This window comes from Psychrobacter sp. JCM 18902 (assembly GCF_904846615.1).
Taxonomy (GTDB): Bacteria; Pseudomonadota; Gammaproteobacteria; order Pseudomonadales; family Moraxellaceae; genus Psychrobacter.
In genome coordinates this window covers 2,996,301-3,019,670 of record NZ_CAJHBK010000001.1, presented here as the reverse complement: position 1 = coordinate 3,019,670, position 23,370 = coordinate 2,996,301, and the positions used below count along the sequence as shown (strand labels likewise).

At 44.2% G+C, this 23,370-nt stretch carries 23 protein-coding genes; 10 read left to right on the top strand and 13 right to left on the bottom strand.

Features of this window, described 5'->3' with window-relative positions; translation table 11 throughout:
* Positions 1–21: 21 nt before the first annotated feature.
* Positions 22–912: a LysR family transcriptional regulator gene (locus JMY05_RS12545; protein WP_045443392.1), complete on the top strand. Its 891-nt coding sequence runs from the start codon at positions 22–24 to the stop codon at positions 910–912.
* 319 nt (positions 913–1,231) lie between these two features.
* On the opposite strand, the gene JMY05_RS12540 is transcribed toward JMY05_RS12545, so the two are convergent.
* The 6 genes from JMY05_RS12540 to JMY05_RS12515 all read right to left on the bottom strand — a co-directional run bounded on the left by JMY05_RS12540 (position 1,232) and on the right by JMY05_RS12515 (position 5,382).
* Positions 1,232–1,552 carry a hypothetical protein gene (locus JMY05_RS12540; RefSeq protein ID WP_201540583.1) on the bottom strand — a complete coding sequence of 107 codons (321 nt, stop codon included), beginning with the start codon at positions 1,550–1,552 and terminating at the stop codon, positions 1,232–1,234.
* 136 nt (positions 1,553–1,688) lie between these two features.
* Positions 1,689–2,009, bottom strand: coding sequence for a hypothetical protein (locus tag JMY05_RS12535; protein WP_045443389.1), 321 nt, complete (start codon positions 2,007–2,009; stop codon positions 1,689–1,691).
* A 550-nt stretch (positions 2,010–2,559) separates the two neighbouring features.
* Entirely contained in the window at positions 2,560–2,931 is a 372-nt protein-coding gene (locus JMY05_RS12530) for a CrcB family protein (RefSeq protein WP_201615243.1), read from the bottom strand.
* A 55-nt stretch (positions 2,932–2,986) separates the two neighbouring features.
* Entirely contained in the window at positions 2,987–4,045 is a 1,059-nt protein-coding gene (gene tsaD / locus JMY05_RS12525) for a tRNA (adenosine(37)-N6)-threonylcarbamoyltransferase complex transferase subunit TsaD (RefSeq protein ID WP_045443386.1), read from the bottom strand.
* A 344-nt stretch (positions 4,046–4,389) separates the two neighbouring features.
* Entirely contained in the window at positions 4,390–4,899 is a 510-nt protein-coding gene (locus JMY05_RS12520) for a c-type cytochrome (RefSeq protein WP_201615242.1), read from the bottom strand.
* Between the two features lie 84 nt (positions 4,900–4,983).
* Positions 4,984–5,382, bottom strand: a complete 399-nt coding sequence (locus JMY05_RS12515; RefSeq protein ID WP_045443384.1) for a hypothetical protein — start codon at positions 5,380–5,382, stop codon at positions 4,984–4,986.
* A 409-nt stretch (positions 5,383–5,791) separates the two neighbouring features.
* On the opposite strand from JMY05_RS12515, the gene rpsU reads away from it, so the two are divergent.
* Complete coding sequence (gene rpsU, locus JMY05_RS12510; protein ID WP_010195908.1) at positions 5,792–6,007, top strand: 30S ribosomal protein S21; 216 nt, start codon at positions 5,792–5,794, stop codon at positions 6,005–6,007.
* A gap of 144 nt (positions 6,008–6,151) precedes the next feature.
* Positions 6,152–6,601 carry a GatB/YqeY domain-containing protein gene (locus JMY05_RS12505; RefSeq protein ID WP_045443381.1) on the top strand — a complete coding sequence of 150 codons (450 nt, stop codon included), beginning with the start codon at positions 6,152–6,154 and terminating at the stop codon, positions 6,599–6,601.
* 47 nt (positions 6,602–6,648) lie between these two features.
* Here JMY05_RS12505 and JMY05_RS12500 read toward each other — a convergent pair whose 3' ends face one another.
* Positions 6,649–8,277 (bottom strand): M48 family metalloprotease, encoded by a 1,629-nt coding sequence (locus JMY05_RS12500; RefSeq protein WP_201615241.1) that lies wholly within the window; start codon positions 8,275–8,277, stop codon positions 6,649–6,651.
* A gap of 519 nt (positions 8,278–8,796) precedes the next feature.
* Here JMY05_RS12500 and JMY05_RS12495 point away from each other — a divergent pair.
* From JMY05_RS12495 to thiS, 4 genes are all read left to right on the top strand, one after another.
* A complete protein-coding gene (locus JMY05_RS12495) occupies positions 8,797–9,252 on the top strand; it encodes a sulfurtransferase TusA family protein (RefSeq protein WP_045443379.1) in 456 nt (151 codons plus the stop codon).
* 241 nt (positions 9,253–9,493) lie between these two features.
* Entirely contained in the window at positions 9,494–10,357 is an 864-nt protein-coding gene (gene rpoH / locus JMY05_RS12490; RefSeq protein ID WP_198329691.1) for an RNA polymerase sigma factor RpoH, read from the top strand.
* 63 nt (positions 10,358–10,420) lie between these two features.
* Positions 10,421–10,798, top strand: coding sequence for a DUF423 domain-containing protein (locus JMY05_RS12485; RefSeq protein WP_045443375.1), 378 nt, complete (start codon positions 10,421–10,423; stop codon positions 10,796–10,798).
* A 136-nt stretch (positions 10,799–10,934) separates the two neighbouring features.
* On the top strand, positions 10,935–11,135 hold the full coding sequence (gene thiS, locus JMY05_RS12480; RefSeq protein ID WP_045443372.1) for a sulfur carrier protein ThiS: 201 nt from the start codon (positions 10,935–10,937) through the stop codon (positions 11,133–11,135).
* A 237-nt stretch (positions 11,136–11,372) separates the two neighbouring features.
* Here the strand turns inward: thiS and hpf are convergent, their stop codons facing one another.
* Together hpf and JMY05_RS12470 are read right to left on the bottom strand one after the other, a co-directional pair.
* Positions 11,373–11,741, bottom strand: coding sequence for a ribosome hibernation-promoting factor, HPF/YfiA family (gene hpf, locus JMY05_RS12475; RefSeq protein ID WP_045443369.1), 369 nt, complete (start codon positions 11,739–11,741; stop codon positions 11,373–11,375).
* Between the two features lie 428 nt (positions 11,742–12,169).
* The gene (locus JMY05_RS12470) at positions 12,170–13,819 is read right to left on the bottom strand and encodes an RNA polymerase factor sigma-54 (protein WP_201615240.1); all 1,650 of its coding nucleotides are present in this window, start codon (positions 13,817–13,819) and stop codon (positions 12,170–12,172) included.
* Positions 13,820–14,153: 334 nt separating this feature from the next.
* Between JMY05_RS12470 and JMY05_RS12465 the strand changes: the two genes are divergently transcribed.
* The gene (locus tag JMY05_RS12465) at positions 14,154–15,029 is read left to right on the top strand and encodes a nitrilase-related carbon-nitrogen hydrolase (protein WP_413786590.1); all 876 of its coding nucleotides are present in this window, start codon (positions 14,154–14,156) and stop codon (positions 15,027–15,029) included.
* 41 nt (positions 15,030–15,070) lie between these two features.
* On the opposite strand, the gene JMY05_RS12460 is transcribed toward JMY05_RS12465, so the two are convergent.
* The 4 genes from JMY05_RS12460 to lptM all read right to left on the bottom strand — a co-directional run bounded on the left by JMY05_RS12460 (position 15,071) and on the right by lptM (position 19,000).
* Positions 15,071–16,105 (bottom strand): tyrosine recombinase XerC, encoded by a 1,035-nt coding sequence (locus JMY05_RS12460; RefSeq protein WP_227678184.1) that lies wholly within the window; start codon positions 16,103–16,105, stop codon positions 15,071–15,073.
* Positions 16,106–16,119: 14 nt separating this feature from the next.
* Positions 16,120–17,007 (bottom strand): diaminopimelate epimerase, encoded by an 888-nt coding sequence (gene dapF / locus JMY05_RS12455; protein ID WP_045443366.1) that lies wholly within the window; start codon positions 17,005–17,007, stop codon positions 16,120–16,122.
* A 260-nt stretch (positions 17,008–17,267) separates the two neighbouring features.
* Positions 17,268–18,623 carry a diaminopimelate decarboxylase gene (gene lysA, locus JMY05_RS12450; RefSeq protein ID WP_201615238.1) on the bottom strand — a complete coding sequence of 452 codons (1,356 nt, stop codon included), beginning with the start codon at positions 18,621–18,623 and terminating at the stop codon, positions 17,268–17,270.
* A 92-nt stretch (positions 18,624–18,715) separates the two neighbouring features.
* Complete coding sequence (gene lptM, locus JMY05_RS12445; protein WP_201615237.1) at positions 18,716–19,000, bottom strand: LPS translocon maturation chaperone LptM; 285 nt, start codon at positions 18,998–19,000, stop codon at positions 18,716–18,718.
* 684 nt (positions 19,001–19,684) lie between these two features.
* On the opposite strand from lptM, the gene JMY05_RS12440 reads away from it, so the two are divergent.
* The gene (locus JMY05_RS12440; RefSeq protein ID WP_045443360.1) at positions 19,685–20,917 is read left to right on the top strand and encodes an acetate/propionate family kinase; all 1,233 of its coding nucleotides are present in this window, start codon (positions 19,685–19,687) and stop codon (positions 20,915–20,917) included.
* Positions 20,918–21,132: 215 nt separating this feature from the next.
* Positions 21,133–23,289 carry a phosphate acetyltransferase gene (gene pta, locus JMY05_RS12435; RefSeq protein WP_109591161.1) on the top strand — a complete coding sequence of 719 codons (2,157 nt, stop codon included), beginning with the start codon at positions 21,133–21,135 and terminating at the stop codon, positions 23,287–23,289.
* Positions 23,290–23,370: the final 81 nt, after the last annotated feature.

The following is a 23,370-nucleotide window of genomic DNA, read 5'->3' as shown; positions in this document are numbered from 1 at the left end:
CTTTAGCGGTTAGGTTGTCTTATGTTAGAGCTTCGTCATCTCAATACCTTAACCGCGCTGCGAGCGCATGGCTCATTGGCGGCGGCTGCCGATGAACTGCACGTCACGGCTTCCGCGGTCTCGCATCAGCTAAAAGAGCTGGAAAATTATTACGATATCAGCTTGGTCAATCGCCGAACACGCCCGCTGACTTTTACGCCAGCTGGTAAAACGGTACTGGCATTGGCAGATAGCATCATGCCACAAGTCACCCGTACCAAATCCAACCTTAAACGCTTAGCTCACGGTCAAGCGGGTAGATTACGGCTAGCCTCTGAATGTCACAGTTGCTTCGATTGGCTAATGCCGATACTCAATCATTACCGCCGCGAATGGTCTGATGTAGAGCTAGATTTTGCAACAGGTTTTGAGCCAGAGCCGCACCACTTATTGATGGAAGGTGATATTGATTTACTCATTACCACCAGCGATTTATCGATAGACGGTATCAGCTATCAGCCGTTATTTGAGTATGAAAGTCGCTTGGTGCTATCACCAACGCATGATTTGGCGGCGCAGAAACTTATTGAGCCAGATGATTTAACCAATGAAACCCTGATTGCGTATCCAGTGGAAGCCAAGCGCCTCGATATTATTGCCAATTTTATGACCCCTGCGCAGGTAAGCTTTGATAGCATTCGTACCACAGAGTTGACGGCGATGCTGATTCAATTGGTGGCCAGTGAACGCGGTGTGGCGGCGTTACCTGATTGGGTGGTTGCTGAATATGAAAAAAAAGGCTGGGTCGTCTCGCGTCCATTGGGTACGGGCGTGCATTGTCAGCTCTATGCTGCGACGCGCACATCGAGTCAAGATACCGCTTATATGCAAGGCTTTGCGAGTTTGTTAGAAGGTATTGTGAAGCCGGTGTAATATTTCATTATTTACTAAACTATTCCAATTAAGAAATATCATCCGCTCTCTTACGCTATGACGAGCGTTATGGTAAATAACGGTACCCTAGTGAGGACTTGAACCTTTGGCTGTAGGCTAATGATGGTAACGAATTTAGTTATCTAAATAGTGGCAGTGTACTTTCTGAACAGTTTAAGGCTGTATCTACAATAAAGTACTTATTATAAAGAGTGTGCGAAATTTCATTTAAGCATTAATACAAGTCAGCGATAGGGACACCTTTTATAAGTGTTATTATTTATCGTGGGTGATTACCGCTTGCGACTATTCTACAAACTCAATCATACTTCATAAAATTTGACTGCTTTTTAAGGTCAGATTTATGCTTATACTCATTAATGGAATTTGAGGATGTTGCTCTCTCACTGGAAGCAATAATCCTATGATTTTCAATTGTTATGCTATTTTCGGTAGAAAAAATATCATCAGCCGTTAGGGTTTTTTCATCATTAAACGCAGTGAAAGATGACTCAGATTGAAAAATTTCCGATGCCATGGGCAGGATGGCAAAAGTAGAGGTGACAGGCACCATGGCTAAAATAAATAATGTTAAGCTAAATAATACTTGGGATTTTATACGAACCAAATTATTCTTCATGAGCGCGATCCTTTATATATACCATTGCTCATCATAATGCTGATAAAACAATATTTTAAGCCAAACCTGTCTTTTTTAATTAACGATGACGGTTGTGGTTCTGATTTTGATTATATTTACCTTGGTTGTGACCATTTTATTGACCACGTTTTGCTCTATTTCCAGCTCTCATTTTTTCTAACTGATTACGCTGTGATACGGTCAGTACTTTTGAGATTGCCGCATGGTTATTTTTATAACCGTTTTTACCATTGTTATGATTTGATTTTTGAATCGCTTGAATTTGGCTTTTTTGTTTTTTGGTTAGGTTCAGTTTAGACAATGAACCATCATTTACATCCATTCCATAGTGAGTAGGGTTAGACGGTACCGCGTTTGCCTGACCAACCATGGCTAGGCAGGTAGAGATTGCTAATACTGAGCCTACGGCGATTTTTTTAAACATAATAATTTTCATCGTTATTTCCTTTTTAATTGACACTGGCTATAAATCTTAGTTTTTGTTATCCATCTTTTTTTGAGAGAAAGACGCTCAAACAGTATGATCAAACTTCGTTCTGTCGACAAAGGAAATGATAACGGATTATGGTGTTACGTAGATTTATGAAAGTTAAAGAAGAGTAACGACTGTGGCTGAATAGCGCGTACTTATTACCTGTTTGATAATGTCTCGTTAAATATAGGTAATAGGTGAATGAGGGTTTGGTTTTGTAATGATAAAAGAGAGATGCGGCTTCATAATATGGCACTTATATAACATACATAATACTAATAATACGGCGACAACCGACACGGAATTCACTTGTACCATTTTTGCCGCATAGCGACCAAACCAAATATCGAAGTGATTGGGACTAATAATATGGACAAGATCGAAGGCAACTAAAAGTATACCCCAAGGGAACCAGCTAAAAAGTCTCGAAAACCTATTAATAGACCACTTAAAACAGACTGGTATAATGGAACCACTTATATTGGACCATTATGCGAATGACATCTATCAAAGCTTATAAAACCAGCTTAAAGAAGTAAAATCCGGTAGCCGTTGCTAGCAACGTCAGTCCCAGATGTAGTCCGACCAATCCCAAACCTGCTAATAATTTACCAGCATTGATAAAGGTAAAAACTTCTGCACTAAAAGTACTAAAGGTGGTCAATCCGCCCAAAAAACCGGTAATCAGAAATAGTCGGATATTGGGCGATAAACTGCTGCCCACGCGCTCAAACCACACCAGTGCCAACCCTATTAATAATCCACCCAATACATTAGCACCAAGCGTCCCAAGGGGTATCCAGTGGTGCAGCGGATTAAAGCGAGCCAACCATGCCCGCAGGCAAGCCCCAATGGCAGCCCCTAGTCCAATAGCAAGCCACTGCATAGTTCATCCTTAGGTTAATAAAGGTTAACGGAGATAGTATTGAGCAAAGCCGTCTTTACACTGCTGGTAGCTCAGTCATCGGCCAACGCGGCACACAGCTCACCGCTAAATCATCAGACTGCCCTGCCTGCAGGCGCTCATAACCAGCATAAGCAATCATCGCCCCATTATCAGTACATAATGCAGGCGGCGCATAATGCACCGTGGCATTTATCTTAGCAAGCTCTCTCTCCAAAGTTTCACGCAAATGAATGTTGGCACTGACACCGCCCGCAATCACCAATCGACTCATCTCTACTTGCTTCAGTGCTTTCACGCACTTTCTCACCAGCGTATCGACGACTGCATGCTGAAAGCTGGCGGCGATATCGGCGCGAACTTGCGGATCGCTATCCGCATTATTCCCTGAGCCACCTGAACCATCGGTGTCTTTAATCAGGTTATGCACGGCCGTTTTCATACCGCTAAAAGAAAAATCTAATCCGCGATGTAGCATGGGTCTTGGCAAATTGTAAGCAGTTGGGTTGCCTGTTTCAGCCAATTTGGCAATATTGGGACCACCCGGATAGGGCAAACCTAACATTTTGGCGGCTTTATCAAAGCATTCACCTGCGGCATCATCGATCGACTCACCCAGTATCTCATATTGCCCGACACCACGTGCGGCGATGAGTAATGTATGCCCACCTGAGACCAATAACGAAACAAACGGAAAGGCGGGTGGATTGGCACCCATCAGCGGTGCGAGCAGATGTCCTTCCATATGATGGATACCAATGGCAGGGATATCCAAACCATACGCCAAACTGCGCCCAAATAATGCACCCGTCATCAGAGCGCCAATGAGTCCGGGTCCCTTGGTATAAGCAATGGCATCAATCTCGCTTTTCTTCACATTGCACTGCTCTAACAACTCATTAAGCAAAGGCACCAACTTACGAATATGATCGCGGCTGGCAAGCTCAGGCACAACGCCACCATACAGTGCGTGCAGCTCTATTTGTGAATACAGGACTTGTCCAACCAGCCCTTGATTGCCACTATTCATCTGCTCACTGTCAAAAATCGCCAGACCTGTCTCATCACAAGAAGTCTCTAAACCCAATACTTTCATATTTTTGCCTTTATCATACTTTGGTCTGCGTATTATTTTTTACAACGTTGCTATCTTTTAGGTCGTGTCGTCTTTTTAAAAATGGTGATAAAAATGAGATAAATTGCCGTCAAACAAGGAAAGCAGCGCAAATAATATCGAGATATTAATAAGCTATTTGACGATTTTTGGCGATGTTTGACAAAATTTAGCCATTTTTAGCCCATTTAGAGGTTAATCGATTGAACTATTGAGGACACGCCCTAGTATCTGCCAAAAAACGTGCATAAAAAAACCGCCATTGTCAGTCACAATGACGGTCAGTTTAACAAATTTCAATAGTCAATATCTCTTAATATACCGGATCAGCTAACTGCTTCAATCATGTAATCTACAGCTGCGTAAACTTGGGCTTCACTGACCTTATCGGTGGCTTGGGCTGGCATCTTATTAAAGCCTTTTGCCGAATGCATGTGCAGCGTCTCTGTGCCTTTAGCCAGACGCGGCTCCCACGCGGCTTTATCACCGTATTTCGGCGCGTTCAGCAGCCCTCCTTCATGACAAACCTTGCAGTTGGTCTCATAAAGCTTGGCGCCTGCATCGGCAGCCAACACTTCTGGCTCCGCGGAGATTTCCTGCACTGGCTCATCTTCAATGACCGTCGTCTCGGTATCTGCCACAGGTTCAGGTGTAACGACTTCAGGTTCGACTATAGGCGCGTCTTCTACCACTACCGTTGTATCAGCAGATTCATTGGCAACAGCAGGCTCTTCAACCGCTGCATTGTCACCACTACAAGCAGTGATTGCTAATAGCGCACTCAAACTGATGGCAGATAAGACCAGTTTATTCATACGCTGCTGTTTACTTATCATGATCACACCTCTATTCGATATTTCATGTTAGCGACTGTTTATGACAGCGCATAAATTCAAAACCTATCAACACACAAACCGTGATTAGTTCGTAGCTGGTTCAGCGTCAGCAGTAGGCGTTGCCGCCGTATCAGCAGCTGGCACATCTGCACTACTAGCTGGCATATCTGCACTGTCAGCGACAGCAACATCGCTATCCGTTGCATCTGTCATATCAGTATCAGTCGTCCCTGCTTCAGCAGTTGCAGCACCATCTACGGTGCCATCAGCTTCAGTTACTGGCGCTGGAGCCGTTTCTGGGAACTCCATTTTTTCAGCTTCAGGTGCGTTTTTGCGAGCCAGCTCAGCGGCTTCATCAACGCGATCTTTCGCCAATACTTCGTGTGATTCGCCTTCTTTTTCACCACCACAAGCGCTAATGCCAAAGCCAAGAGCAATGATAAATGCGGTGCTTAGCGCTGTATTTAGTCCTGTTTTTTTCATTCCAACATCCTCAATAAAATACACATAAAATGGTTAATATGCTGACTATTATATGCAAATTATCATAGCATAAACTCCAACCAAACCGTTATAGACAGTAGGGTTTTTTATTCATAGTAATTTTATACTTTGCATTTATAGTTTCATTAAAGCTGAAGCAAAAATCTGCGTTCTAACTACTTTTAGAATTGTCTCTGCGCATTGCACCTTGCAACTTAATGATAAATATGGATTAATGTGCTAAAATCATTGACTTAACTGACATTTTTTATTAAAATGCTTGCCCTTGTGCTCATGCGCAAGATTATCCTAGTTTGAGCTGATGCCTATAATCTTGAGATATTACGGCTAAATACTAATACACAGCCAAACTAATGCCCTTATATCTCATCCTAATCGAGGAGTCTTCATGCCTGCAGTTAAGGTTAAAGAAAACGAACCAGTTGACATCGCTATCCGTCGTTTCAAGCGTGCTTGCGAAAAAGCTGGCGTATTATCAGACGTACGTAAGCGTGAGTTTTACGAAAAACCAACGCAAGTACGTAAGCGTAAAAAAGCTGCTGCCGTAAAGCGTTATAAGAAAAAATTACAACGCGAAACTATTCGTACCACTCGTATGTACTAATCGATAATTCGATTAATTAAGTACAAGTGCTACATTAACGCCACTGTTATCCATTGATATCAGTGGCGTTTTTTATGCTACAATTTTTATTATTATTGCTTAAAAATTTGAATAAATACCTCTTAACAGATAAGGATAATAACAATGAGCCAACTTAAACAAACTTTATCAGACAATGTCAAAGTGTCTATGAAAGCGCGTGAGCTTGAGCGTGTCAAAGTACTACGTAACGTGCAAGCGGTTATCAAGCAAATTGAGATTGACCGTCAAATAGAGCTTGATGATGCGCAAGTCTTAGATATACTGCAAAAGCAGCTAAAACAACGCCATGAGTCGTTGACTATTTTTACCGAAAACAATCGTGATGATTTGGCAACCAAAGAGCAGTTTGAGATTGATATCATCAATGAGTTTATGCCAAAACAAATGGATGATGCTGAACTTGCGGCTTTGGTCAATGCGGAAATCGCTGCACAAGGCGCGACATCTATGCGTGACATGGGCAGTGTGATGGGTGTATTAAAGAACAAAACCGCAGGACGCGCAGATCCTGCGCTCATCTCTAAGCTGGTGAAAGATGCGCTGCAAGGCTAGTAATTAGTGTCATCAAAAGCTAATGACGACATCGTAAAAATAACCGCCTAAGGCTCAAAGTCTTTGGCGGTTTTTACTGCTTTGATTTCTGCATTGATATTGGCAAGCAATGGACGGGCGCTACTGGCTTGAGCCGTGGTTTGTAGTTTTTCCGCCAGTTGTTTGGCTTGGGTGAGTGACGTCAATGCACTCTCGTAACGACTACTCCATAGTTGGTCATGACTGCGATAGCGTAACGCGTTAATGGTGGCAATATTTTTCAGGGACGCAGAGTCGGTCGTTTTTGCCAGTTTTTCATTGGCCAGTTGTAGACTTTGCCAAGCATAACGGTCGCTTGGCTGCTGTTCGGTCAGTGGCTTAAGCAACGCTTGGGCTTTGATTGGCTGATTGCTATTGGTGAGCGCTTCTGCCAAATAAAGACGCAGATCACGACGCTCAGGATAAACACGCTGCTGGCTGGCTAATACGTCCGCCGCTTGTGACCATTTACTCTGTTCCGTTAGAATTTGGCTATGAGTAATCGATAGTAAAGGCTCTAAATTTTGGCGCTGCGTAGGTGGCCGTCGATTGATTTCAGCCAGTAAATCGCTTGCCTCTGTAAATCGTTGCTGTTCGCCATACCAGTTCATCAGAGCCAATTTGGCACCTACGCTATTTTTAGCAGCTGTCATTAGCACTGCCTCTGAGGCATGTTTACCTGTACTTTGGACACGCCAGTAGAGCAGATCAAATAAAGCCTGATGGCGTTGCTGCTGATTTAGTGACAATGAGGGATAATGCTGGGCACGACTTTGCGCTTCACTTAATCGCTCGTTACTGAGTGGATGCGAGCGTACAAAGCTTGGTAAAAATCGATTTTCAACTTGGTTGAGCTGGCTGCGTTGGTTCATCGTGGCAAAGAATCGCGGCATCGCCCTTGGGTCGTAGCCTGCTTGGGTCATGATTTGCATGCCCACCCGATCGGCCTCGCGCTCATTATTTCGACTAAATGCCATCGTGCTGTTCATCGTTGCCGTTTGGCTGCCCATCATCACTGCCGCCGCTGCATCACCATCGACTGCCGATGCTGCAATCGCTGCCAGCATACCGCCTATCTGCATCAGCAAGGCCTTTTTGCGCTCATCAGCACCACTTTCATAATGGCGCTGGCTGATGTGAGCAACTTCATGCGCCACCACACTGGCAAGCTCATCCATACTGCTAGCGGCCAGAATCGTCCCTGTATTGAGTCCAATGACCCCGCCTGGTGCTGCAAAGGCATTGATACTTGGGTTATCAATGATAACCAAACCCATCGGCGCTTGCTGCCTTGCTTGCGCATTGAGACGCCAAGTCATGTCTTTGACCGTTTCTTGAATCCAAGGATCATGCTCCATTTTGATACGACCATTGACATTCCGTAACGACCATTCGCCGAGCAATTTGTTTTGATATTGCTCAGCGAAGCTCAAGCCTTGTCCGCGCAAATTAGGCAGATTTAGCTCTTCTGAGCCGGTGGTTTGCCATGAATTATAATTGGATGCCATCGCTTTGCTGCTCGTATTAGCATTATTAAGACTATCCTCACTCATGGCAGCAGTGGTCATCGTCATTAGTACCGCCGACAATGCCAATTTAATAGCGCTCGATAATGCCATCGAACGCTTGGCACTTTTACATTTTTTTTCCTGGGTCATGGGCGCATTACCAAGTATCGATTGTCTATTAAAATGGTTCAAGTGCGTATCCTATGCAAGTGAGTAATGATACTGTTTTTGAAATAAGGTTTTTTCGACTGGTCTTTTAACTAAACGTTTTTCGACTATACGAGCTTGCTGATATAAGGTCAATTCTAGTCTGCATTCGACTACCAATAACTCAGCTGCCCGTCACTATTGTGCAACATGGCTTTAGTCAATCCCATATAAAATGGATGTGGTATCAGGCGCGCTTAGTCTACTATTTTTAGTAATTTTGCTCGCCTTCCTTGTATCTAAATTATCTTTAACAAACTATATGTGATTCTAATGAACTGAATGTGACGTTGACTATATTCAACTTCAACTACATATCGGCTATTTGGTATAATGGCATTTCACGACTATAGGATCTGGCCACTGCCGAGTTTCTTTTATGAATTACAGGCACTGTCATTGCGTGTTTGCGAATATTCAATACAATCTAGTACAAACCAAAATATTTATAAGGTTTATTTTATGTCTGCTGATCGTCAGTCAACCACCGTATATTCGCCTTATTCTATAAACTTATCAGCAGATTTGTCTGATACTGAGCAGCAAGACATCAACAACCTGTTAGACTTGTTACCAGCGCATACTGTCACTACAGATCATGAGGCGAATGAAACACAGCCTATTCATGTCCAACGTTTCGTCGATGGTCGCGGACTTGCTTGTCCAATGCCGCTGTTAAAAACCAAAGTGGCACTACGTAACGTCACAGCTGGCGGTTCATTATACGTGGTCGCAACTGATGCCAACTCACAGGCTGATATCACCGCTTTTTGTCAACAAAGCCAGCAAGCAAATGCCGCAAGTCAACTGCGATTAATCGTTAGTAGCATGACGGATCAACCATCAGCGGATAGCTTATCAGCACAGCGTTTCGATACAATATATCACTTCATCATTACTAAAACTGATAGCAACTAAGTGTCGCTATCCTTTACAATTACAACTATAAAGATTTTTATCTGACTATTTGCGTCACTATTTAATCAAGGTCAAGAATATGGCTAATAATTCTACTGATACTGCAAAAACGAATAAAAAAGATGAGGCAGCTCCTATAAAAAACGAAGCACGTGATGCCGCATTAAAAGCTGCCGCCCAACGTCCACCTTATGATGCTAGCGCCTTAGGCGATACTAGCACCCGTGACTTAGTGCCAGCGATGCCGACTCATTTGTCAGCGCCTGGGGTCAATTTGGGCGCTTATATCAACACTGTGCACCAAATCCCAATTTTGACACCAATCCAAGAGCAAGAGCTGGCGCATCGTTATTATGATGAAGGCGATGTAGAAGCGGCGCGTCTGCTCGTGATGTCGCACCTGCGTTTTGTGATTCATATTGCCCGTAGCTACTCGGGTTATGGTTTGCCGCAAGCAGACTTAATCCAAGAGGGCAATCTGGGACTAATGAAGGCTGTAAAACGCTTTGACCCGAATAAGGGCGTGCGTTTGGTTTCATTTGCTGTGCATTGGATTAAAGCAGAAATTCATGAATTTGTGATTCGTAACTGGCGCATTGTCAAAGTCGCGACCACCAAAGCGCACCGTAAATTATTCTTTAACTTGCGTAGTCTCAAAAAAACCAACAACCAGCTAACGCTAGAAGAGGCTGATGCCATTGCCAAGGACTTAAATGTCACACGCAAGCAGGTGTTAGAAATGGAATCGCGGCTTACCTCTTATGACGCCTCGTTTGAGGCGCAATCTAGCGATGACGACGATGGACGTTATGCACCGCAGCTATTTTTAGAAGATGGTATCGATCCTGCCGAGCAGTTAGAAGAAGCAGATTGGGAAGAAAGCAACTCATCTGCATTGATCGCGGCAATGGATACCCTCGATGAGCGCTCACGTGATATCGTGGAGCAGCGCTGGCTCTCTGAGCAAAAATCAACCTTACACGAATTGGCGGCCGTCTACTCTATCTCAGCCGAACGCGTGCGCCAAATCGAAAAAAACGCCATGGACAAAATCCGTGAGGCTATGACCATTGATAGCGTTATTTTGCCAGATGATATTCAGTAGTTATTACCTATCAGTAATGCCTGTCTTTCACCAGCGGTATTTTTTAGATAATACGAGTTTGTCATGTTAAATTGGATAGGTATTGCGGCGATCAATATGGCCATTGCTGTCGCTTTAGGAGCGTTTGGAGCGCATGGCTTAAAAAATATCGCCAGTTTGCAACAACTCGAATGGTGGCATACTGCAACACTGTATTTGTTTATACATGCGCTGGGTTTATTACTGGTTGGTCTGTTAATTCGCCTAAAATATGCCACTCAAATCACTGCATGGCTACTACAAATTGGCATTATAATATTTGCTGGTAGCTTATATGCAATGACACTTGGCGCACCACTTTGGTTTGGCGCGATCACGCCTATCGGTGGTGTACTAATGATTGCAGGTTGGCTATGGCTAGCAGTGTCATCATTCACGATGAACAAATTGGTCGCAAAATAGCCAGTTAAACAAGAATAATTAAATTGCATTTTAGAGCATGTGCTCATTTTGAAAATAGAGATAAAAATGAGGACACGCCTTAGTACGCACAATTAGTACGCACAAAAGGATAAAAAATCATTAAGGAGTATATTTTATGAGTACCATTATCGTTAATGGTAAGAAACTACAGACTACCCATCAGACCGTGCAATTGGTCATCAATGAGCTTGGTCTTAGCCAAGGTCGTTACGCAGTAGAAGTCGATGGCGAACTGATTCCAAAGAGTGAGCTTGCTCAATTAAGTATCGCTGAAGGTATGAATATCGAAGTGGTACAAGCGGTTGGTGGCGGCTAATTAGCCAAAATAATGCTCTATTGATTTGAAAATAAATGTGCTTAAAGAAATGTATTTAAAGGTGAGTTTTTAAAAAACAATTGCTCATAAAAAAGACCTCAACGTAGCAAACGTTCGAGGTCTTTTTCCGTTTTAGGCAATGTCATTTAGAGATATCTAAAAATGCGGCTATTTATACTATTTATTATTTCATCAGCCAGTAATCATTAACCTTTAAATATCCTAAACTCTATAACATTAAACTGCTGGAGCAGCATCGTCTGTCATCAGCTCTTCATAGCGTCCATCACGCCCAGCACCCTGAGTCTTTTTGCTTTCCAACTTGGTTTTATACTTGCGTACTTGTCTATCAAGTTTGTCTGCCATCTCGTTAATGGCTTTATACATATCATCGTCAAGCGCTTGGACAAACATCTCTTTACCCGAGACTCGCATAATCGCTTCAGCCTTATGGCTCTTTATAGCACCGCTGTTATCTAATGATAAAATGACTTGAATACTTTGAATTTGATCAAAATGACGACCAATTTTATCAAGTTTTTCTTGAACAGCTGCGTTCATAGCGTCGGTAACACTGATATGGTGACCACTGATAGAAACATTCATATTATTGTCCTTTTATTATGACTTACATTGTTGCCTACGTTGTTGCTTGCGTTGTTACTTACAATCAACAGATGAGCCAGCATTCCTGCTTTTTCACCCTGCCTTACCAACAATGAATGAGGTGTCTTTATTAATTAGCGCCTTTAATAATCGATGCTTTTAGCAAAAATCGAACGTGTCCTTTCGTTGTCATTTTGATTAATGAGATAAGTAAATACGCTAAATCGACACTTAGATTTCGTTGTTGGTATGACTCTAATTTGTCATGAATATCGAATAGTAGCAAGACAGTAAAGTGTAATTAAATGTAATAAAAGCGGTTGTTTCCTCAATGTTTCTATATAATCAGAAAATTTTACTTTTTATATCTTCTAAAAAATATACCAACAACAGCATTACCCTTCTGCTAACTCATTGAATTGTGACATTTAATATTTCTGTTTGCGCTGAGTAGACGAGCCAATATTCATTGCTTCACGATATTTGGCCACGGTTCTTCTGGCGATATCGATACCTTCGGATAATAAACAATCTTTTATGCGACTGTCAGATAATGGCTTTTTGGCATCTTCATCGGCTATCAATTGCTTAATCATGGCGCTAATGGCAGTCGATGAAATATCGCCGTCGGTACTGCTAACATGAGATGAAAAGAAATGCTTGAGTGAAAACAATCCCTGCGGCGTCAAAATTGTTTTACTGGTGGTTAGACGTGAAACGGTCGATTCGTGCAAATCCACTTCTTCCGCAATGGCTTTTAGGATGAGCGGTTGCATCGCAGTCGCGCCATGCTGCAAGAACTCTTGCTGATAACGCACGATACTGGTTGCCACTTTTAATAGGTTTTGATTACGCTCTTCAATACTACGAATAAACAAGCGGGCATCGGTGAGGTTTTCACGCAGATATTGATTGTCGGGGCTGTCATCACCGCGCTTCACCAAATTGGCATATTCTTGATTGACTCTTAGCTTTGGCATGGTGTCAGGATTGAGGCGCACATTCCAGCCGTCCTCTTGCGTCGATGTATCTGAACTCGTCTGACTCTGATGGTGACGTATAGGCGTGACCAAAACATCAGGAATATCATAGCTGGCTGGCGACTGAGTATAGTCTGGTTGGCTGCTTTGAAACAGCAATCCAGGTGACGGATTCAAGGTACGCAGCAAGTTAAGCGCGGGGGTAATCTGTGCAGGTGCGAGACCAGTCCGCTCAGTCAATGCTTTGATGTTATTGCTCACCAAATGCTCACTGGCTGACAATAATGCTTGCGCTTCTTTTAGATGGTCAGTATTTGCATCGAGCTTGGACAACTGAATCGCTAGGCACTCACTGAGATTTCGCGCCCCCACACCCAGCGGATCACAAGACTGAATAACACGTAAAACAGCCATGACTTCATCGTGCTCAACAGATTCATCCCATTGATAAAAACTTGCCATCGTATCGAAGCTTTGCAACAGCTCATCGATATCAAGCCGCACAAAACCCATGTCATCCATAGAGTCCATCAGATAGGTTGCAATCAACATGTCCGCTTCTGAGAGATGCTTAAAGTTCAGCTGCCAACGCACGTGGTCTTGTATGGTGGCAGAAGTGCCGCCTTGATAACTATCAAAATCCTCGTCACTTTTGCTCCCCGAACTGCTCGGCGTAGATGCATAGTTGCTGCTATCAGCACTATTTTCAAAGCTATTATAGTCGTCACTATCCATCGTATGATTGTCTATGGCACCATCATCGATACTGGCTTGCTGCAATTTGTCCAAGCTGTCACTAAAGTCTTCATCTGGTTCAGAGGTATGGGTATTACTCTCAGAGATTGTACTAAATGTATCAGTACTCTGGTTCCAGCTATCAAGTGTCAATGACTCATCTACTCTATCGCCGCTGCCATAATCGTATTCATCTTCATCATCCTCAATACGTTCAAGCAATGGATTACTATCCAGCTTGGCCTGAACTTCTTGCGCAAGCTCAAGACTAGAGAGTTGCAGCAATTTAATGGCTTGCTGCATTTGCGGGGTCAGTTTTTGTGAGGTGCTCAGCGTGGTCGCCAATCCGAAAGACATACTCATGGGTGGCTTATTACACTCCGATACTGGTGATAGTCTATATATGTTGCCACTTAAAGTAGCGATTTAACGTTATCAGGACATGACGATAGCATTTTTCGTGGCAATTTTGCTATGATAATTTATAGACGGCCCAATACGCTTATTGCTCTCTACTTATAAAACTCTATAAATTTGACCGTTTTAGCATGAACTGCTAAACAACAAACAACCAAATCTTGTTGATAATAATAAGGCTATATAAAAAATACAAGGTACATAACACAAAACCTTCGAGCCAATTGAATCACTCTTAACATTAACCGAGAATAATACGATGAATGACCAAGCAAATAAACTGCACCTTGTCACTGCTGCGATTCAAATGAATAGCCAGCAAGACATCGAAAAAAACGTAGCGGCTATAAAATCTGCCATCAGCGATGCCAGTCATCAAGGTGCTCACCTTGTTGTCTTACCTGAAAACTGCTGTAGCATGGGCGAGCAATTTGCCACCGCAGAGCGCTTTGATGCGCTATCAGCGACGATAGCAAACTATGCCAGTACTTACGGTGTCTATGTGCTGGCAGGCTCACTGCCCTGCCCTTATCGCCCTGATGGCGTTATCGTGCCTGATGGCAGACTGCGCCAAGTCAGTCAGCTATTTGCCCCTGATGGCACGCGAGTGGCACGCTATGACAAAATTCACCTATTCACTGCGACGGTAGCAGATAAACATGGCAGCTATAATGAAGCGGCGACGTTTGAGCCCGGTACACAGACTGTAGTTGCAACAATAGAGAGTGATCATGCTGACTATCAGCTCGGTATGATGGTTTGTTTTGATTTGCGTTTTCCCGCATTGGCACAGCGCTTACGTCAAGCAGGCGCTGACCTATTAAGTGCGCCATCGGCATTTACTTATTTAACGGGGCAAGCGCACTGGTCGCTGTTACTTCGCGCGCGGGCGTTAGACAGTCAGTGCATGGTCATTGGCGCAGCACAAGGCGGCGACCATGTTTATAAAAACGGTGATATCCGTCAAACGTGGGGGCATACCACTATCACAGCTTTTGATGGCACGATTATTAACAGCTATGAAGATAGTGAATTAAACAACGCTATTCATAAAGATAATAAAAATCATGCTTTGATCTTGGCAACCTTAGACAAACAGACTCAACAGCAAGGCCGCCAAAAAATGCCCATTTTTGACTGTCATCGTTTGGCGTAAGTCAGTTTCAATACTGAATAGTAAGTATTGAATATCGGATGTTAGGTGGTATTTTTTTCAGTGCTTGCATGACTCGCGCGTGGATGGGCACGATCATAGACCTGTGTAAGTTTAGCAAAATCGACATGGGTATAAATTTGCGTGGTACTGATATCGCTATGCCCAAGCATTTCTTGCACCGCGCGCAAATCGCCACTGCCCGACAGCATGTGCGAGGCAAAACAATGACGCAATAGATGCGGATACATATTTTGTGCGATGCCGGCACGGGTAGCCGCAACTTTGAGACGCTGCTGCACTGCTCGTGTCGATAAACGCGTACCCAATTTTTCACTAATGAATAATGCGCTGTCCATTTGCTCCACCCACAGATTACGATGCGGTAGATAACGACTAATCGCTTCTGCTGCCTTGATACCTAACGGCACCAAACGCGTTTTATTGCCTTTACCTGTCACGCGCACGCGCAGGTCTGACAAATCTACATCTGCCATATCCAACGCGACCAACTCACCTACGCGCAGACCGCTGCTATAAAGCAATTCAAACATCGCTTTATCACGTAGCCATAGGCGCGCTTGTTCGGGTGTATCAGGCATCTCTTGGTCAAGCAGCTGAGTGAGCAAATCAACATCAGCGATAGACGGCAGCGGTCGAGGACTACGTTTGAGCTGATAGCCAGTCGTTGGGTTAATACGTGCCAAGTTCTCTTCTATCAGCCAGCCATAAAAATGGCGAATGGCTGACAGCTCTTGCTGGACGCTAGCAAGTGCGAGCTTGTCTTCATCCAAGCGTTGGCTGATATGCTGGGCTAATTGGCGCTTATCGCAGCGCGTCCACGTCAGGCGTTTCCCACGTAAAAATAGCGCCAATTGGTTGAGTCCTGCAAAATAAGCGGTCAACGTATGCGGCGAGTGATTGCGCACCGACAAGACATTAAGCCAACGATGTACGGGCGCTAACAAATCACGTAATGCAGCATCCGACTCTATAGCCGCGGCGTGCTCGACTGATAGCCATGCTTTTGCCTCAGAATCTGAGGTAGGCTCCATCGTATGATTGTTTTTATTAGACATAGCCCTATTATCCATTAGCCTTCTGGATTGGGCTTAATGCCCGCTTGTGCCATCAGACCATCTGGGCTAAATACGCCTTCGTAAACAAAGGCGGTCGGACCAGTCATCATCACTGAATAACCCGGCTGCCATTTGATGATCATACTGCCACCATAAAGCTGCGCACGCACGTCTTCGCCTTCATCGAGCCAGCCTTCGCGGATACCAACCGCTACTGCGGCACAAGCGCCAGTACCACAGGCTTGTGTCTCACCGACACCGCGCTCATAGACACGCAGACGAATGTGACGCTGATTCATCACTTGCATAAAGCCGACATTGACACGGTCAGGAAAGGCGGGATGCGATTCGATGGCTTTGCCCAAGGTTTCAACGTCGGCATCGAGCACGTTATCAACTTTGATAACGGCATGCGGGTTGCCCATATTGGCAACATAAAGCTGTACAGGAGTGCCATTTACATCGAGATGATAGGCGTTTTGGATTTTGGTCGTGGCTCTGGGGGTAAAAGGAATCTCGCTTGGTTCAAATTTCGGCTTACCCATATCGACTTCGACCCAGCCATAACGATCAGTGGTCAATGAAATGATGCCGCTCGCCGTCTCAACACGCAAACGCTGTTTAAATGACAGTTTACGCGCTTGCACAAAACGGGCAAAACAGCGCGCACCATTACCGCACTGCTCAACTTCTGACCCATCAGCATTAAAAATGCGATAACTAAAATCAACGTCTGGACGCATCGGTGGCTCAACGACGAGCAGCTGATCAAAGCCAATACCCAAATGACGGTCACCCAGTAACTGTACCAAATCCTTGGTCAAATCTAAGCGCTGAGTCACCAAATCGATGACCATAAAATCATTGCCCAGACCATGCATCTTCGTAAATTCTATTAGCATATCCTTGTTATCCTATCCTATTTTTATGTATGTCTTATATTAGCACGCTGTCAGATACAATCATAACTATCACCGCTATCAAATACTAAGTTAACACGATGCTAAATCCACCTTGTACAGCCAAACTGATATCTCTCATTAGAGCAGGCCATAAAAAAGCCCATCATCAAAGACAACGGGCTTTTTATCTAGGGCATGTCCTCAATCTGAACGAAAACGCCTAAATGGGCTAAAAATGGCTAAATCTGTTGGTCACCGATTTATTTACCTTGCCACAATACTTCGTCTGCATATAACGCTTCAATGGTTTCGCGTTTGCGAATCAGTTGATGGCTATCATCGGCGACCATTACTTCACTAGCACGCGGGCGTGAATTATAATTGCTACTCATGGTAAAGCCGTACGCACCAGCGCCTGTGATTGCTAAAACATCGCCTACCGCGAGCGACAATAAACGGTCTTTCGCTAAAAAATCACCCGTTTCGCAAATAGCGCCAACGATATCCCATGGCTGTGTGCTATCAGTGTTGATGCCATTATCAGGCAAGACACTTGGAATGACTGCCATTTCAGCTTGATATAACGCCGGACGAATCAAGTCATTCATTGCTGCGTCAACAATGGCAAAGTTCTTATGTTCCGTTGGTTTGAGTACATCAACCTTGGTCAATAATATCCCAGCATTTGCCACAATACTGCGACCCGGCTCAAAGAATACCGTTAAGCCAAGCTCGCTAAGTTTAGGTAATAAAGCTTGGGCAAACTCGTCGATAGATACTGGCGTCTCATCGATATAACGCACACCCAAACCACCGCCCAAATCGATATGACGCAGCTCAATACCTTTATCACGTAAATTGTGTATTAGCTCAATCACTTTATCCAAAGCCGCGACAAATGGCGCAACTTCTGTCAACTGCGAGCCAATATGACAGTCAATACCGACGATATCAATATGGGATAACTGTGCCGCTTGCTCATAGACGGCAACCGCGTCTTCGTGGGTGATACCAAATTTATTGTCTTTTAACCCTGTTGAGATATACGGATGCGTCTTGGCGTCGACATTGGGATTAACCCGTAATGAAATTGGCGCAGGTTTATCCAATTTCTGTGCCACATCATTAATCAAAGTCAGCTCGCTGATTGACTCAACGTTAAAACAACCAATACCTTGGGTCAGGGCATACTCGATATCGCTATCAGTCTTGCCCACACCTGAGAATACCACACGTGAAGCAGCACCACCTGCCGCCAGTACGCGCATGAGTTCGCCACGAGAGACGATATCAAATCCTGCACCTGCTTGCGCCAATATACCAAGTACTGCAAGGTTAGAGTTTGCTTTTACCGCATAACAAATCTGGTGCGTTAAACTGGCAAAGCTATCGCTATAAGCTTGATAAACATCCAAAATGGCTTGTTTTGAGTAGACATAGCATGGCGTATCGTAGTGTTTAACCACATCATCAATGCTCACCTGCTCCATATACAATGCACCATTGTGATAATCTAGCGCGGGTAAATGGGCGGTTAAGGCTTCAGGATTAACATACAAGCCTTGCTCAGTTTGGATCGTGACAGATTCGCCAGTTTTTTGCTCAGAATGACTCATATAAACATCTCTAATTTCATCAGGTTACAAAGTTAAAAAATCTTAGGGTGCACACCGAAATCTCGTTGACGGCATTGAGTTTTTAATAAAAATCAATAATCATTCGGGTCTTCACTGGGTTCCGGTAGCTTAAAACCATCCATTTCTTGATGACCATCATCTTGTGTCGAATAGGTACTACCCTGTATGCCAGCGCTATCCGTAGCTCCTTGAACCGTCTGGCTACTAGCGTCGGCGAGGTATAGATTGCCTTTTTGACCGCAACCCGTCAAACCCATCATAATCACCCCACTGATAATAAAAGTGGAGATAACACGGCGACCAAGATCAGCGACATTAGTGTGCTTAGTTTTCGAAAAGCGGTTAATAGTAAACATAGAATAGAGAACCTGTGACTTTGCAATGGCATGAAAATGATAAAAAACACGAGTCATAAAGGTGATAGATCAAACCCTATAGACAGCTAAATAAAAGCTATCTTCATCGCTAAAAAATGACAATATGACTGCTTTGAATAATAGCATTATTACATAATGCTGTGTGCATACTGAATATCCCTAATCAATAAATTTGGACGAGTTTGGTTTTTCTAAGTTTTGCTAATCTTTACTAGACCGTGCAACTGCCATTTACTAAGCGAGCGTTGATACTAGCGGTCTTAATGTATCGCTATAATGGTAAAACAGCACATTATATCTACTTAGACAAATTTTCTTACAATTTATTATTAGCTATTATATTTGGCTGTAGCAGCCGACAAACCCTAGCGACACTCGGTGTTCAGTTGTATTGTCTATACCACATTCTATCAATTTAACCCTTATAGTTATCGTGGTATAGCCATAAAACTATGGTACATTATGTTTAGACCTTGCGACTGTGTTGAGGCGCTAGCATGCGACTTAACAAGCACTGATCAATAGTGCCAGCCCAAGAGTGACCAAAATCAGCAATGTACTTGCTTGACCTATGTCGGCATGGATGCGGCTGGTTTTTGTTTATTCAACCGGTACTCGTCTGTGATGAGTCACCCTTTACAAAATACAATCTAAGGACAGAGTATGAGCGCCAGCCTAACCACCACTTTTGATGACAAAAATACCGAAACATCGAATCTAATCAATCCCACCTTAGTCCTCAACTGTGGTTCCTCTTCTATCAAATACGCGCTGATTAGCGAAGACAATTCTATTCGTATCACTGGTTTGGCCGAAAACTTAGGACTCGATACTGCTCGTATCAAACACACGACGTTGAATGGTGATAAGCTGGAAATCTCTATCTCAGGTGGTCGTCATCAGTTAGCATTACAAAAAATTCTTGAGCTATTAGAACAGTATCATTTCATCGCCGTTGGTCATCGCGTGGTTCATGGTGGCCGTGAATACTCTGCAGCAGTCCGTGTCGATGAGCATGTACTGGACGAAGTAAAACGCTTAAAAATACTCGCGCCACTGCATAACCCTGCCCATGCTTTAGGTATCGAAGCGGTACAGGCGATTTATCCTGATATTCCTCAAGTCGTCGTCTTTGATACAGCCTTTCACCAAACCATGCCTCCTGTTGCTTTTCGCTACCCACTACCAAAAGCCCTGTACGAAGAACACAAAATCCGCCGTTATGGCTTTCATGGTACCTCTCATGCTTACGTCTCAGAGCGTGCCAGTGAAATTACAGAGTCTAAAGGCTCACATGGTTGGCTTACAGCGCATCTGGGCAATGGCTGCTCGGCGACTGCCGTTTATGATGGCAAAAGTTTCGATACCAGTATGGGTCTGACCCCGCTTGAGGGGCTCATGATGGGTACGCGTAGTGGTGATGTTGACCCAAGTCTACACATACACCTAAAGCGCCAGCTCGGTATGAGCTTGGAAGAGATTGATGCCATGCTCAATAATGAAAGTGGTCTATTAGGTGTCTCAGGATTGTCTAATGATTTACGTACCGTCGAACAAGCGGCGAACGAAGGTCACGCAGATGCTAAGCTCGCTATCGAGATGTTCTGTTACCGCGTCGGTAAATATCTTGCCAGCTTAAGCTGCGCGCTGCCAGAATTCACAGGCATTGTCTTTACGGGCGGTATCGGCGAAAACTCAGTCACCACCCGCACCAGTATCCTAGAAGTGATGCGTCATTTCGGCATAAAAGTAGACGCTAACAAAAATGCGAGCTTGTTTGGTGGTAGCGAAGGCAGCTTCCACGCAGACGATAGCAGCATCGAGCTATGGGTTGTGCCAACTGATGAAGAGTGCCGTATTGCTCAAGAAACACGTGAAGCATTGGGCTTACTCTAAGCTCGACACTTTTTATAAGTTGCTTATATTATAAATTGCTTATAATTTTCTCATAAACTTCTATTCGTCTTATAAGCTTTTATTCATTAGAGGTGTTAAGTTATTTTTTTGCCCAGCGCTTCTTATACATAGCCTATGATGAGAAGCGCGACGTTTTACTCATTCCAGCAAGGATGAAGTGAGCTTTAAAAATATAATAAACCGTAGGATACTTTATGCAAACCATTTTACTAGTTCCCATCAGCCGTGGTATCGGCGTAACGTCAGCAGCGCTTGGATTGATTCGTGCTCTTGATTACAACGGTATCAAAGCGGGCTTTATGAAGCCATTTTTGCAAGATGATACACTTGATAAGCAAAACAGTTTAGACAGCTCAAGCGCGTTAGCAATGCATGCTTTTGGTCTGACGCCACCTAAATCTATCAGTAGGCAGCGTGTCGAGCGTATGATTGGTGATGGTAACCTTGATGACTTAATGGAAGAAGTGGTCGTCAACTATCATACTCTGGGCGATGATTACGATGTGGTGATCTGTGAAGGCTTAGTACCGACCACAGAAACCTCTTATGCCTCACAAATCAACCGTGCGATTGCCCATGCATTAGATGCTAGAATCATCTTTGTTAGCACTGCTGATACCAGTAAACCGGCCTATCTGGCTGATAAGCTTGACGTTCACGCTCGTGAGTTTGGCGGCATCGCCCATGAGCGCACACTCGGCGCGATTTTGATGCGTGTACATGACTTGCCAAATGCGCAAAGCACCGTAGAAAATCAAATCGTTGCCCCTGGTGAAGCGGTTGTGAGTTTAGATGAAGGCTTTATGCAAGAAGTCCAGCGCCTATCACCGCATTTTAATACTGACGCGTTCCGTTTAATCGGGGTGGTGCCATTCAGTGATTCACTGTCCGTGCCTCGTACGTGGGATATCGCCACTGAGCTTGATGCCAAATGGCTCAATGTCGGTGAAGCTAAGTCACGCCGTATTAACCGCATTAGCCTAACCGCACGCTCGGTCGCACGCGTCGATGAGGTGTTTAAACGTGGCACCCTTATCGTCGTACCAGGCGATCGAGATGATTTACTATTAGCAGCAGGTTTGGCTTGTATCAATGGTATCCCGCTGGCAGGATTGGTATTAACTGGCGGCGTCGAGCCGAGTGCAACCGTCGCTGAGCTATGGCAATCTGCCCTCAAAACAGGCATCCCTGTCATGAGTGTCGAAAGCGACAGCTATGAGACCGTACAAAGCCTCATGCACATGAGCGCAGAGATTCCAAGTGATGATACTGAACGTGCTGAAGAAGTGGCCCGTTATGTCGCCGCCCATTTAGATCTTAGCTGGATTAAAGACTATTTTAGTCAAAATCATGAGCCGCGCCTCTCACCATCTGCATTCCGTCATCAAGTGGTTAAAAAAGCACAAGACGCCAAAAAACGCATCGTGCTACCAGAGGGTTCTGAGCCGCGTACCGTTGAAGCCGCTTGTATCTGTCAAAGCCGCGGTATCGCCAACTGTGTACTACTCGCTAAGCGTAGCGATGTCGAGCAAGTGGCTAAAAATCTTGACTTAGTTTTACCTGAAGGTCTTGAAATAATTGATCCAGATACGCTTGATATGGATAAGTATATCGCTGCAGTGGTCGAACGCCGTAAAGGTAAAACCAGCGCAGAAGTCGCTGCTGAATACTTAAAAGACACCGTATATCTAGGCACGACCATGCTACAGATGGACGAAGTCGACGGCCTCGTTTCTGGCGCGATTCATACCACTGCCAATACCGTCCGTCCAGCGTTTCAGTTGATTAAGACCGCACCGCAATACTCGCTCGTATCATCAGTATTTTTTATGCTGCTACCTGAGCAAGTGGTTGTCTACGGTGACTGTGCCATTAATCCTGATCCAAATGCCGAAGAACTTGCTGAGATTGCCATTCAATCAGCACAGTCTGCTGCCGCCTTCGGTATTGATCCAAAAGTTGCGATGATTAGCTATTCTACAGGCTCATCAGGAACTGGTGCGGACGTCGAAAAAGTCACCCGTGCGACCCAAATCGTCCGCGAGCGTGCGCCACACCTAAAAGTCGATGGACCGCTACAGTATGACGCCGCTTCTGTCATGAGCGTCGGCAAGCAAAAAGCGCCTGATTCACCGGTTGCTGGGCAAGCCAATGTCTTTATTTTCCCAGACCTCAATACGGGCAATACCACTTATAAAGCCGTACAACGTAGCGCCAATGTAGTGAGTGTTGGCCCAATGCTGCAAGGTTTGAATAAGCCAGTAAATGACTTGTCTCGCGGAGCCTTGGTCGATGATATTATCTACACCATCGCCCTTACCGCTATTCAAGCTCATAGCGACGCGATTTAATTGCATTAAAATGTGTGACTAATTGCGCTATAGGTAACCGACTATCAAAATGATGGTCGGTTTTTTATTGGCTATGTTTAT